The organism is Prosthecobacter sp. SYSU 5D2, assembly GCF_039655865.1.
GTDB lineage: Bacteria > Verrucomicrobiota > Verrucomicrobiia > Verrucomicrobiales > Verrucomicrobiaceae > Prosthecobacter.
In genome coordinates this window covers 88,835-102,250 of record NZ_JBBYXL010000011.1, presented here as the reverse complement: position 1 = coordinate 102,250, position 13,416 = coordinate 88,835, and the positions used below count along the sequence as shown (strand labels likewise).

The 13,416-nt window shown below is 57.8% G+C and carries 11 protein-coding genes; 10 read left to right on the top strand and 1 reads right to left on the bottom strand.

Annotated elements, in window-relative coordinates:
- Positions 1-23 precede the first annotated feature (23 nt).
- From lpxA to WJU23_RS18665, 10 genes are all read left to right on the top strand, one after another.
- Complete coding sequence (gene lpxA, locus WJU23_RS18710; protein ID WP_346334138.1) at positions 24-818, top strand: acyl-ACP--UDP-N-acetylglucosamine O-acyltransferase; 795 nt, start codon at positions 24-26, stop codon at positions 816-818.
- Between the two features lie 133 nt (positions 819-951).
- Complete coding sequence (gene lptD, locus WJU23_RS18705) at positions 952-3,390, top strand: LPS assembly protein LptD (protein ID WP_346334137.1); 2,439 nt, start codon at positions 952-954, stop codon at positions 3,388-3,390.
- A 103-nt stretch (positions 3,391-3,493) separates the two neighbouring features.
- Positions 3,494-4,810: a UDP-glucose/GDP-mannose dehydrogenase family protein gene (locus WJU23_RS18700; RefSeq protein WP_346334136.1), complete on the top strand. Its 1,317-nt coding sequence runs from the start codon at positions 3,494-3,496 to the stop codon at positions 4,808-4,810.
- Between the two features lie 98 nt (positions 4,811-4,908).
- Complete coding sequence (rsmB, locus tag WJU23_RS18695; RefSeq protein ID WP_346334135.1) at positions 4,909-6,135, top strand: 16S rRNA (cytosine(967)-C(5))-methyltransferase RsmB; 1,227 nt, start codon at positions 4,909-4,911, stop codon at positions 6,133-6,135.
- Positions 6,132-6,539: a S4 domain-containing protein gene (locus WJU23_RS18690; protein ID WP_346334134.1), complete on the top strand. Its 408-nt coding sequence runs from the start codon at positions 6,132-6,134 to the stop codon at positions 6,537-6,539. The genes rsmB and WJU23_RS18690 overlap by 4 nt, the downstream gene beginning before the upstream one ends.
- A 24-nt stretch (positions 6,540-6,563) precedes the next feature.
- Positions 6,564-8,696 carry an RHS repeat-associated core domain-containing protein gene (locus tag WJU23_RS18685; RefSeq protein WP_346334133.1) on the top strand — a complete coding sequence of 711 codons (2,133 nt, stop codon included), beginning with the start codon at positions 6,564-6,566 and terminating at the stop codon, positions 8,694-8,696.
- Complete coding sequence (locus tag WJU23_RS18680; RefSeq protein ID WP_346334132.1) at positions 8,696-9,097, top strand: hypothetical protein; 402 nt, start codon at positions 8,696-8,698, stop codon at positions 9,095-9,097. The genes WJU23_RS18685 and WJU23_RS18680 overlap by 1 nt, the downstream gene beginning before the upstream one ends.
- A 179-nt stretch (positions 9,098-9,276) precedes the next feature.
- A complete protein-coding gene (locus tag WJU23_RS18675; protein WP_346334131.1) occupies positions 9,277-10,413 on the top strand; it encodes a transposase in 1,137 nt (378 codons plus the stop codon).
- 215 nt (positions 10,414-10,628) lie between these two features.
- Positions 10,629-11,606 carry a serine hydrolase gene (locus WJU23_RS18670; RefSeq protein WP_346334130.1) on the top strand — a complete coding sequence of 326 codons (978 nt, stop codon included), beginning with the start codon at positions 10,629-10,631 and terminating at the stop codon, positions 11,604-11,606.
- 60 nt (positions 11,607-11,666) lie between these two features.
- Positions 11,667-12,761, top strand: a complete 1,095-nt coding sequence (locus tag WJU23_RS18665; protein WP_346334129.1) for an ATP-dependent 6-phosphofructokinase — start codon at positions 11,667-11,669, stop codon at positions 12,759-12,761.
- 148 nt (positions 12,762-12,909) lie between these two features.
- On the opposite strand, the gene rplI is transcribed toward WJU23_RS18665, so the two are convergent.
- Positions 12,910-13,407 carry a 50S ribosomal protein L9 gene (gene rplI / locus WJU23_RS18660; protein ID WP_346334128.1) on the bottom strand — a complete coding sequence of 166 codons (498 nt, stop codon included), beginning with the start codon at positions 13,405-13,407 and terminating at the stop codon, positions 12,910-12,912.
- Between the last annotated feature and the right edge of the window lie 9 nt (positions 13,408-13,416).

The following is a 13,416-nucleotide window of genomic DNA, read 5'->3' as shown; positions in this document are numbered from 1 at the left end:
CGGACTCTGCCATTGCTAAGCCAATGATCCACCCGACTGCAATCATCCATGACTCTGCGAAAATTGACCCCTCCGTGGAGATCGGCCCCTATGTGATTGTGGACGGGGCGGCGGAGATTGGGGAAGGCTGCCGGGTGGAGGCGCATGCGCAGATTGTGGGCCAGGTCAAAGTAGGCGCCCGGACCGTCATCGGGCGGGCGGCCATCATAGGCGGAGACCCTCAGGATCTGGGATTCAAGCGGGAAACGGAGAGTGGGGTGATCCTGGGGGAGGACAATGTGATCCGCGAGCAGGTGACCATCCACCGGGCGAGCAAGGCGGGGAGCCACACCCGCATGGGGAATGGCAATTTCCTGATGGCCGGAGCGCACCTGGCCCATGATGTCATCTTGGGGGACAAAAATATTTTGGCCAATGCCTGTCTGCTGGCGGGGCACATCACCGTGGGCAGCAATACCTTCATTGGGGGAGGGGCGGTGTTTCACCAGTTCATCCGCATTGGGGATTACTGCGTGGTCCAGGGCAATGGGGGCTTTGGCAAGGACATCCCGCACTTTTGCGCAGCGCACCGGATCAACCGGCTGATGGGCCTGAACGTGATCGGACTGCGGAGGCAGGGTTTTAATGCGGAGCAGCGCGCTGTGATCAAAGAGATGTTCCAACTGCTTTTCAGGTCCGGTAAAAATCTGTCCCAGGCCGTGGAAACTGCGAGGGAGCGGGAATGGCCGCCAGCGGCGCAAAGGTTGCTGGATTTTGTGGCAACCCCGAGCAAGCGTGGCATTTGCGCGTTTGGCGGCACGGATGCGGAGGATGATTGAGAAAACGGAGCCGCAATTTTCCCCTGCTTTTTCTTGTCACCCTCGGGGCGGTGGCCTATTGAATGGCCAGCCGAGAAAAAGTTCACACTCCCTTTCGTCTTTCTTGGCCGTTTTTTCAATCTCCCACGGTATCATGACATTCTCCCGACTGTGTGTCGTCCTCGGCTTTGCAGCCCTGATGGTCGCTCCTGGCCTGCGCGCCCAGGCTCTGCTAGACTCTCTGACCAGCAACCTCAACATTGAGGGGCTGGAGACCACCTATGATCCTGAAACCGGGCTGGCGACGGCAAAGGGTGATGTGCGCATCAGCTACACGGATGTGGAAATCCGCAGCGGCACGGCCAGCTACAATGCGAGCACCGGGGAGGTCATTGCACGGGACGGGGTGGTGATCTGGAAGGCGGGAACGACCTACCGTGGAGAAAACATCATCTATAATGCCAATACCGGGGAGCTGAGCGGGGATGCGGTGCGCAGTGCGATGCCGATGGAAATGGGATCGTTTTTTTATGATACCAAAGGTTTTGAGACGGAGACCAAGATGATCGAAAAAGTGGAGGGTGGTGACACTTACTTTACCACTCATGACGTGCAGAACCCAAACTTCCGCCTGCGCGCACGGAGGCTGACGATTTATCCTGAGAACCGGGTGGTGATGCGTAATGTGACCGTGCTGGCGGGGGATACGCCGGTGTTTTATTTCCCATACATCTCCCAGCCGCTGAAGGATGAGGTGGGCTTTCGTTTCACTCCAGGCTACCAGAGCCGGTGGGGGGCGTTTTTGCTTCTGCAGTATGGGATGATCCATGGGGATCATACACTGGCGAAGTACCGGCTGGATCTGCGTTCCTCCCGGGGAGTGGGCTTGGGGGCGGATTTTCACTCCCTGCGGCATGCAGACAACCGGAGCAACTTTGGCAATTTGAAGCTGTATTATCTCCGGGATGCAGATCCGGAAAACAACCGCACAGGTGAGCTTCGCGGCCCGGTCGGAGAAGACCGGTATCGCATCAACTTCCAGCACCGGATTTACCTGCCAGGTCCGGAGAAAAGCACCTGGTATCTGGATTTTGACGTCAACAAAGTCTCTGACGCCCATTTTTATGAGGACTTTTACTTCAATGACTTCCGGGAGACGCCGGAGCCGGAAAACCAGATTTCCCTGGTGCATACGGACCCTGCGTATGTGGCCACACTGATGGCGCGCTTCCAGGCGAACGATTTTTATACGGTCGGAACCAAGCTGCCGGAACTGGCCATTGACTGGACCCGCCGCCAGTTGTGGAACACGGGGATCTTTCATCAGGGGACATTCAGCGCTGGCATTCTTAAAGACGAACTGGGGGATGAAGAGGAGGAGGATTTTGCCAGGCTGATCCAGGTAGGGCGGCGCCAGCTGGGCGGGGGAGCTGCGGTGACGGAAGATAATCTGGCGAGCTATCAGTCCCTGCTTGGACTGAATCCGGGGACGGCGCTTTCGAATGCGGACCTGGCTCGGGGCATTGACCTCTTTTCGGCCAGGCTGGAAGGGGCGGGTTTTGGCCGCGTTCATACCTATCAGGAGCTGCTGTATCCGAAGACTTTCCTGGGCTGGTTAAACGTGACACCCAGAATTGGAGCCGGACTGACCCATTACACGGACATTGACGGTTCCCGTCCTGATATGTCAGACCATACCAAGACGCTGTTCCATGCCGGTGTGGATGTCTCTTTCAAGCTGACGAAGAGCTGGGAGGATTTTCAGAAGCCTGAGTGGGGGTTGGACGGGCTGCGGCATGTGATGCAGCCATATCTGAATCTTTCTTATCTGGATGCTTCCCAGGAGGAGGGTTTTCGTGGCATTGACAGGCTTTCCCCGACAACGCGCCCCCGCTCCATTGATGTGCCTCTCTTCACGGCTGTGGATGATCTGCAATCATGGAACATTGCACGTATCGGGATGCGCAATCTCCTGCAGACACGCCGGGACTACACCTCCGCCAGCCGGGGAAACTTTTTCTCCGCGACGACGGAGCCTGTGCAGACTTATACCTGGGCAGGTCTGAACACGTATGTAGATGTGTTTATGAAGGATCCGGAGTTCGACCGGAGCATCTCCAATTTGTACAATGAACTGTTCTTCCGCCCCGTGCCATGGGTGAGTTTTTGGATGGACTGGCAGATGCCGCTGCAAAGCGGAGAAGGCAGTTTTACGGAGCTGAACCAGGGCATCACCTTCATGCCGGGTAAAAATGTGCAAATGACGTTAGGCCACCAGTATGTGAGCGACAGTCCGTTCTTTGTGGATTCCAGTCTGGTGTTCTCCCGGATCTACGCACGCCTGACGGACAACTGGGGCTTCTCCATGAACCATATCTTTGAAATGGATGACGGGACGATGGAGTTCCAGAGTTACAGCGTCTCCCGCGATCTTTCGAGCTGGGTGGCATCCGTCGGTGCCATGGTGCGGGACAACCGCAACGGCCTGAATGACTTCGGGCTGATGTTTTCCCTGACGCTGAAGGACTTCCCGCAGCTCAGTGTCCCGCTCGACATTGATCCAAATCCTTCCGGTCGTGGTGGCAACCAGTGAGGCCCGTTTTTGAGGTTGAGAGCAGTTGTCTTCCGGCACACTGTTGGGGACCTGAGGTGTTTTTGGCGCAGGCCGCCGGACGCAGGGTATCTACCACCATTTCATGAAGCTTTCCATCATCGGTTCTGGATACGTCGGCCTCACGACAGGTGCCTGTTTTGCTGAGGCAGGCCACCATGTGCTATGTGTGGACAGTGACGCGGAAAAAGTGAACTCTTTGAAAGCAGGGGAGATTCCCATTTTCGAGCCGGGTCTGGAAGCGCTTGTGAAGAAAAATGTAGCGGCACGCCGGCTGGGTTTCACCACATCCACCGAGGAAGGGGTGGACCACGGGGAGGTGCTTTTTATCGCCGTGCCGACGCCGCCGCTTGAGGATGGCAGCGTGGACCTCAGTTACATGGAAAAAGTGGCGCGTGAGATCGCCCAGCATCTGAGCAGCTACCGGGTCATCGTGGACAAAAGCACGGTGCCGGTGCGGACGGGGGAGCAGGTGGCAAGGACCATCCGTGAACACGCGAGGCCGGGTGTCGAATTTGACGTGGTGAGCAATCCTGAGTTTCTGCGGGAAGGCAGTGCGGTGGCAGACCTGATGAAGCCGGACCGGATTGTGATCGGCGGCAACAGTGACCGGGCGCTGGCGCTGATGCAGAAGATTTATGAGCCTTTCATGGCGCCGGTGCTGGTGACGGATATTAACAGTGCTGAGCTGATCAAACACGCGGCCAACAGCTTTCTGGCCCTCAAGATCAGCTACATCAATGCGCTGGCGGAGATCTGTGAAGTAAGCGGTGCGGATGTGAAAAAAGTGGCAGAGGGCATCGGAGCGGACCGGCGGATCGGGCGCGGTTTCCTGAACGCCGGACTGGGGTATGGAGGATCTTGCTTTCCGAAGGACATTGCTGCGTTTATCGCCATCAGCGAGCAGTGCGGGCAGCCCTTTGAGCTGCTCAAAGAAGTGCAGAGAATCAATGACCGCCAGTTGAACCGTTTTCTGGATGGGATTCGTGAGGCCTTGGGCACCATGACGGGAAAAAAAGTGGCCGTGTGGGGACTCAGCTTCAAACCTCATACGGATGATGTGCGGGCATCGGTGGCCGTCGAGCTTGTCGAAAGGCTTGTGGCGGAGGGGGCGCTGGTCAGTGCCTATGATCCCAAGGCCATGAGCAAGGTGCAGGAGCTGCCCGTGGCCGCAAAGATCCGTCTGGCGGCAAGTGCACTGGATGCAGCCAAGGATGCAGATGTGCTGGTCCTGGCCACTGAATGGCCGGAATTCGCCTCTGCTGACCTGGAGGCTTTGCGCAGCACCATGAACAGTCCGTTGATTTTTGACGGGCGCAACCTGCTGGACCCGCTGGCCGTGCGTGATTTCGGCTTCCAATACCGAGGCATTGGCCGTGGTAACGTGGCTGAGCGTGGCTAAGGGCCAGATTCTTTATTTGCCGCCGTTGATATAAGACAGATTTTTCCCCCAACCTGATTCCGCTGAAAACCCTCCATTCATCTTCCCCCGCCACCAGTGTGCGCCACCATTCCCTGGATGTGCTGACCGACTGGCAAAAATCCGGACGCTTCGCCACCGACCTGCTGGACGAACGGGTGCGCCGTGCGGTGCTCTCGCCGCCGAACTCGGCATTTCTGCATGACATCGTTTTTACGACGTTGCGCCATTTGAGCCTGCTGGACTTTTGGGCGGACCAGCTCACGGATGGCAAGCATCTGGATCATCGCACACGCTGGCTGCTAAGGATAGGCCTCTGCCAGCTCCTCCTGCTGGGGGTGCCGTCCCATGCAGCCGTAAATGAGACCGTGGCTGCGGCGGGGCGCTCCGGTGCGCTGGTGAATGCAGTGCTGCGCCGGGCGGGACGGGAAGAAGCCAGGCTTAAGGCGCTGGTGGAGGAGCAGCCTCTGGCGGTGAAGTATTCCCACCCGGAATTTCTGGTGCGCCGGTGGATTAAAATCATGGGCAAGGCAAAAGCTGAAGCCTTGTGCCAGTGGAACCAGGAGCCGCCGCCTGTGTTTGTGCGGCTGAACGGACTCAATGAAGAGGCGGCCGGGCGGCTGGCCAAAATGCCGGAACTGACAGACATTGGCGAAGGTTTTTACCAATGCGAAAGCGCACCGCGTGAGGCCCTGAAGCACGGTCTCTGCTATGCGCAGGACCCGAGCACGGCGCATGCCCCGCGGATGCTGGCGCCGAAGCCCGGTGAGAATGTACTGGACGCCTGTGCGGCACCGGGCGGCAAGACGGCTCTGCTGGCGGAGATCATGTGCAATGAGGGCCGCATTTTTGCCTGCGATTCTTCCCCCCTTCGCTTGACGCGTCTGCGGGAGAACCTGACGCGGCTGAAGGTGCGCATCGCCCATGTGCATACTTTTGATCTGCTGGGAGATTCGCCGCCGCCATTCGGGGATCTGCTGTTTGACCGCATCCTGCTGGATGTGCCCTGCTCCAACTCCGGGGTCATGCGCCGGCGGATTGATGTGCGCTGGAGGCTGCAGGAGGAGGAATTTGCCGCCCTGGCGGATGTGCAGCTCCGGTTGGTGAAATCCGCCCTGCGGTTTTTGAAGCCGGGCGGCTCTCTTGTCTATAGCACGTGCAGCATTGATCCGGATGAAAACCAGGGAGTGGTCAAAGCCATCCTCGAAGCGCATCCTGAAATGGAACTGCTGGAAAGCCGCCTCATCTTTCCCCCCAAGGAGCAAACGGACGGTGCCTTTGCCGCGCGGCTGGTGAAGAAAGCATGAGTGAGCCGGTCCAGACGCAGCGGGCAGACAAGTGGCTGCATCATGTGCGGATTTTCAAGACCCGCAGCTTGTCCACGCAATCGTGCACCAAAGGCAATGTCACCCTGGACGGCAAGCCCGTGAAACCCGCGCGGGATCTGCGGGCAGGGGACATCCTGGAGGTGGTGCGCGGCGACCTGCTGATCAGATTAAAGGTGACTGCCTTTGCGCCCCGTCGGCTCAGCGCCCCCCAGGTGGCGGATTTTTATGAAAACCTGACGCCTTTGGAATGGATCCAAAAAGCGGCGGAACTGCGGCGGCAGAAGGAGCTGGAGACCCCGCGTGAACACGAAATGCTGACCAAGCCTAACAAGCAGCAACTCCGCCAGCTGCGGGAATGGGAAGAGCAAAATCACTCGATGTAAATGGTGAAAATAGAATGAAGGCACGTGCCTTCGCTTGCCGGCACGGCCCACCGCAGCGTTTACACTTATGACTCGCATGACCGCATGGAAACGGCTAAACTACAGCCTGTGAATGCCCCCCTTCTGGCAGAGGCCGCCTATGCACATTACCCCGACAGCCCTCGGCTGCACACGCTCACGCGTCCCCTGGCTGGCGGCCAGGCCCTTGTCGGCACCTGGGGCTGGGATGTCCAGTCGCGGCTGGATGCGGTTCAGTGGACGCGCGGCTCTGCCGTCACCGCCTCTTATGACTACGAACTGAACACGGCTGGACGGCGGACCCTTGAAACCCGGCATGACGGCACCCGGCTGCGGTACGATTACAATGACCGCGGGGAGCTGGATGAGGTCCGGCGCGAGCGCGTGGCGGACTCCAGCCTGAGGCCCGACTGGAGCCATGACTACAGCTACAACAACATGGGCGACCTCACCTACACCTACACCCCCGATGGGAATGGGTTGTCATATGCCTTCCAGCTGGCCGGAACCACGGGCGAATATCAGCTCACCAATACCAAACCCTCCTGGCGCTGGTTGCGCGGGCGGGCCAATCCGGATGCCCTGGTGAAAGTTGGGGAGGCCACGGCCGAGCGTGAGGGCGAACTCTGGCGCTACCGGCTGAACCTTCCTGCCATCCCTGCTCCCCAGCAGGTGGTCATCAGTGCAGGGAGGCCGGATCTCCAGCCCGCCCCGCTGTCGCAAACCCAGGTGGTGACTTTTCCCCGCATTCCCACGGCCCGGCAATTCAATCTCCAGGGCAACCTGGCCTCTGACGGCGTGTGGACCTATGCCTGTGATGCGGAAAACCGTCTCGTCTCACAGGAGCAGGCATACCCAGGGGTCAGCGGTGAAGGAGCCAAGGCGGTGAAGCGACTGGAATTTGTCTATGACGGATTGGGGCGTCGGATCGCCAAGCGGGTCCTCACTGGCATCAAATCCCCGAACGGTACTTTGCAGTCCCCAGGCTGGACGTTTTCCCGTGAGACGGTGTTTATCTGGCAGGACTGGACGCTGCTGGCGGAGCTGGTGCGGATGAGCTCCGGCGGCCCGCTGAGCCTGCGCCGCAGCTATCTGTGGGGGATGGACGTCAATGGCACACTCGGCGGGGCAGGCGGCGTCGGCGGCCTGCTGTGGGTGGCGGAGTATGTCCCGGGCGTGACCGGGAGCAACCGCCAGCTTGCCCCCTGGTATGACGGCAATGGCAACGTCATGGGCTGGTTGGAAAACGACGGCACGCAGCCATTGCCGCTGCACCGTCTGGAGTACGATGCCTTCGGCAAACTGCTGGTGGAAGACGAGGTGCGGGTGGTGCGTAACCAGAAGCAGCGCGACCTGGGTGTGGGAGCCGAGTGGCTGGAGCGTCCGCCCTTTGCTTTCAGCACGAAGTATGAGGACTCGGAGAGTGGGATGTTGTACTACGGCTACAGATACTATGCGCCGGAAATGGGGAGGTGGATCAGCCGGGACCCCATTGAGGAACGAGGCGGCATCAACCTCTACGGGATGGTGGGCAATGATCCGGTGAATCGGTGGGATTATTTAGGTTTATGCAAGTGTGGTCCAGATGCCACCGATTGGTTCATGTTGGAACTGATGAAGGTTTATTTGTCTCACATTAATTTGCCGAGTTCAGAAAAGGGACCGATTGATGGTGCTCTTTTCCTTTTACGCAATGGAGTGAATATAGATGCAATGCCAGCGCCTTCAAAAGAGTTGCTCGAAGGATGCGCTGGCGAAGGGTGTAAAGATACTTATATGCTCTTAGATAAGTGTGTTAGCAAGTGGACGATGAATAATATTCTTTATGGATTTGTGAGCAAGATGATGAAGGTTCCGCCGGGGATTAGGAATGATGGTGCGGAAATTAATAATCTTGCAAAAGGTCAAGGTTTAGAAGGATTAAACCAGAAGGGGGCATATGCGGCTGGCTCTAGGGCGGCGGGGCCGTACCTTGATCCCTCCCGCTCGATCACACCTTATGAACTGAAAAAAGAAATGAGCCAGTACCTTGATTTGATCGAAAAATTGCCCTGTAAGCCTTGTGGTAAAAAGCTACCCACCAATACTCCAGGTAAAAAATACAGTAATTCAAAACCGATTCTTTCGGGGGGGATGTGATGAAATACATGATTTTATTTGGGATTGGGATGCTGATTGTTTTTCTCACATTCAAGACATCGATTTCTTTGGAGAAAAAGGTTGAATGGGAAAGGAATAAGTCTGTCGCACGTGAATTTGCTCTTTTTTTAGCTCAGATACCTTACCAAGATAATTATGTGTTTCCGACAAGAGAGCAGTTGATACAAATGCCGGGAGCAGCCGCATACTTTGATGAAATAGTTTATTTGCCCCCTGATTTACGCTCATTAAAAAACGTACGAAATTCCCGACGTTTTGTTGCGTGGAGTTATGGAAAAAATCCAAGCAACGATGGCAGGTTGTTTGTGATGGAAAATTTTAATATTCATACTGCGCTCGATAGAGATATTGATTGGGTTAAGCAAGAGCTTAAGCCTTAGTCACGAAGTTTGTCTTTATGGCACAAATCTCACCGGCGAAGTGGTCTTGGGACGTGGGCATAGTGGGTCTTCAAGCCATCCGCCGCGCTGCGGCGGAGCCAGGTCTAACAAGAGGTTGAAAAAAAGATGCCAGGCATACAGTGCTTGACGTTAGCCCCAATTCCTGCTAATTTCGCTTCATGAAAGCGACTCAAACCATTGATCCGCAACGCGATGAACTGGAAGCCCAGCTCGTTGGAGTGAATGCGAAGACGGCTCCCTATCCTGCCGCGCGGTCCTGGTCAGGCGGCCGGAAGCGGGTCGTGGGAAAGGGACCCTATGAAAGCTATTGCTACCACGTCATGTCGCGCACCTGCGGCGGCGAGGTCTTTTTTGATGAGGTGGAGAAGGAGGCGCTCAAGCGGCTGATGTGGCGGCTGGCGGACTTTTGCGGGGTGAAGCTGGTCACCTATTGCCTCATGGGGAACCACTTTCATTTGCTGGTGGAAGTGCCCAGGAGGGACGCCTGGCTGGAGCGGTTCTCTGGTTCAGAAGGAGAAGAGAAGCTCTTGGAACACCTGTCCATACTCTACAGCAAAACCTATGTTGGGCTCCTGCGTCAGGACCTGTCGGAGCTTCGCCGAATGGGCATGGAAAATCGCGTCCAGGAGAAACTGAAGGCGATCAAGAAGCGGTTTTGCGACCTGTCCATTTTCGTCAAGGAAGTCAAAGAACGCTTCAGCCGCTGGTTCAACAAGCGCCAGGGCCGAAAAGGCACTTTGTGGATGGACCGTTTCAAAAGCGTCATGGTGGAAAGCGGGGGCGAAGCCTTGCGGACGATGGCCGCCTATATTGACCTGAACCCCGTCCGCGCCAATCTCGTCGAGGATCCCAAAGACTACCGCTGGTGCGGGTATGCCGAAGCCCTCAGCGGCAGCCGACGGGCGCAGCGCGGCCTATGCAAAGCCGTCGCCAAACCGGTGGACGGATGGAAGACGCATGATGCTGGCGACGCCTACCGGAGCCTCCTGTTCGCCAGCGGAATTGAGGTGCGCGATGCCCAAAATGAGAACATCGCCCGGCCAGGAATCAGCGTGGAGAAGGCGCGGGAAGTGCTGGCTGAAAAAGGCAAGCTGAGTCCGGCCGAACTCATCCGCCTGCGGGTGCGCTACTTCAGCGATGGCCTCGTCCTGGGCAGCAAGGAGTTTGTCGAAAGCGTGTTCCAGGAAAATCGTTCACTTTTTGGCCCCAAGCGCAAGGATGGAGCCCGGCATCTAAATGAGTGTGAAGGAGAACTGTTTTCCCTGCGACGATTGCGGGTGCGTGCGGTGGAGTGATTATGGAAATGGTAAAGGTTGACTGCTCCCTAGGCATGTTCTGAACCTTGAACGGAGGGGTGCGCGCGCTTGGCCGGTGAGTTGCGTTGAGGCTGGCCTGTGGCATCAAATTATAAGACGGGTGAATCAGGGGGGGAGACGGCTTTTGTGGAAGGTGAAGAGGTGACAATCCCCGGTTGCCCCTGGGCGATGAGGTGCTAAGGAGAGGGTGCCCTATGCTGCGTTTCCCCCGCTTTTTACCCCTCTCAAAATGCGTCTTCGCCAGCCTCTGCCTCGGCAGTGCCTGGCTTGTCCTGACTCCCGGGTCTGCCCTGGGCCAGTCAGCGGTTTTGGCGGCGGACAGCTTTAACCGCAAAATCCATGTGGCCAGCCAGGCCAATGACAAACGAGCGGTGGGCGGGCTGGCTAAAATCGCCACGGCGATGGTGACTCTGGACTGGGCGGAGGCCTCCAAGGCCGGAGTGAACATCCTGGCGACGGTGCCCGCCTATGCGCCGCAGATTGCCGGGAGCAACACTTTGGGGTTGCAACCTGGGGACCGGCTGACGCTTCGCGACCTCATCTATGCCACGATGATGACGGCGGATGACATTGCGGCCATCACCCTTGGGGATTTTGTGGGACGCGACCATCTTCAGCGTCTGCAGCGCGGGGGCGAGCCAATGAATGAGTTTGTGCGCCAGATGAACCAGCTGGCGGTGCGTGAAGGGGCTACCAATACACGGTTCACCAATCCGCACGGTTTTGAGAACACGCGCACGGCTCCGTACTCGACTGCTGCGGATATGACCCGTCTGGGGCTGTATGCCATTTCACGTCCGGCCCTGCGCTTTTACACCAACCAGCGGTCCCGTGATATCACTGTGTACCGGCCGGCCGGCCAGGTGAGCCTGCCGCTGAACAATACCAATCAATTGCTGGGGGTCTCCAGCATTGACGGTATCAAATATACCTCCACTCCGCGTTCGGGCGGCTGCATCGTGGTCACAGCGGAGCGCCCGGCCTCGGTGACTAAGCAGCCGGACGGCTCCAGTCTGATCTACCGCCACCGCATGGTGGTGACGGTGGTCGGGTCGGCCAACCCGGCGGCGGAGGCGCACGCGCTGCTGCAGCAGAGCTGGGCAGCCTATGACCGCTGGCTGGCGGCTGGACGTCCAATCACTGACAAACGTCAGCTTTTGAATCATTTTTAACCCGGCGTCCTGGCGGCGGCGTAACCACTTGTTATTCACCATCCACCCCCTAACGAAAAAATGCGAATTGGTATCCTGAACAGTGGCGGCGATTGCCCCGGACTCAATGCAGTGATTCACGGCGTCGTCGGCGCAGCCCACAATCTGGGTTGGGAAGTCGTCGGTTTCCGCGATGGTTTTGAAGGCCTGTTGCCTCCTGGCGATTACATGATGCTGGACCCCAGCCGCACGGTCGGCATCATGAAGCTGGGCGGGACCATTCTGGGCACCACCAACAAAGGACATTTTGTGGCCAAGGTGGGGGAAGGCAATGTGGCTGAAGTGCCGAAGGAGATCGTGGAAAAGGCTAAGAACACGCTGCGCCACCTGGAGATTGGCGCCTTGATCGTTGTGGGAGGAGACGGCTCGCTGACCACTGGTCTGCAGCTTTACAACATGGGTGTGCCGGTGATTGGCGTGCCGAAGACCATTGACAATGACATCCAGGCCACGGCGATGACCTTTGGCTTTGATTCCGCCTGCCATGCGGTGGTGGATGCGCTGGACCGCCTGCACACGACCGCAGAGAGCCACAAGCGCGTCATTGTGCTGGAGGTCATGGGCCGCCATGCGGGCTGGATCGCCCTCTACGGGGGCATGGCCGGCGGGGCGGATGTCATTCTGCTGCCAGAAATTCCCTTCCAGATGGACCATGTGGCGGATGCCATCCGCCAGCGCGATGCCCGCGGCCTGCACAGTACGCTTGTCGTGGTGGCTGAAGGAGCCCGCATTGAAAGCGGTGAGCTGCTCAAGAAAGAAAATGTTGGCGGCAAAGGCGAAGACCGCCTTGGCGGCATCGGCGATCACGTGGCCAAGAAGATCGAAGCGATGACGGGCAAGGAAACCCGGGCCTGCACCCTGGGCCACTTGCAGCGCGGCGGGGCGCCTACAGCGCTGGACCGCATCCTCGGAGTGCGTTTTGGAGCCAAGGCGGTGCATCTGATCGAAGAAGGCAAGTTTGGCCGCATGGTCAGCTACCAGCATTATCAGGTGGGCGATGTGAGCATCGAAGAGGCTGTGAACCAGCTTCGCCTGGTGCAGCCGGAGAGCGAAATCATCCGCGCTGGCCGCAGCATCGGCATCTGCTTTGGCGACCGTCAGGTGGGCCGCGACTGATCAGGCCCAGGTTTTTATTTCGTGTCAGGGCAAGGGGACTCCATCCTTGCCCTGATTTTTTATGCCCGAGCCAGGAGTGATTTGGCATAAAAAAACCGCGCTCTGCAAAGAGCGCGGTTTATTGTGAAGTTTTTTAAATTGAGAAGGCTTATTCAGCAGAATCTTCGGTATCAGCAGCACCTGCGTCCGACTCAGCGATAACGGTGAGCTTGAGGAAGCAGTTCACGTCGGCGTGAAGCTTGACAGGGATCTCGAAGGTGCCGGTGGTCTTGATCGGCTTCTCGAGCTGGATCTGGTGACGGTCCAGCTCCACCTTGGCGGCGCTGTCGGCCACAGCCTTGGCGATGTCCATGTTGGTGATGGAACCGAATGCCTTGCCGCCCTGACCGGTTTGAAGGGTCAGTTTCAGTTTCAGCTTCTTCAGCTTGGAGGCGACTTTTTCGGCTTCCTGCAGTTCCTTGGCCTCACGCTCGGCGCGGATGGCTTTCAGATGATTGAGGTTGCGAAGATTGCCTGCGCTTGCGTCATAAGCCTTGCCCTGAGGGACGAGGAAATTGCGTGCGTATCCACGTGCCACGCGCACGACATCGGCTTCAGCGCCGAGGCCTTGGATCTTCTCTTTGAGTATTACTTGAACGTTTGCCATAAAGATTGC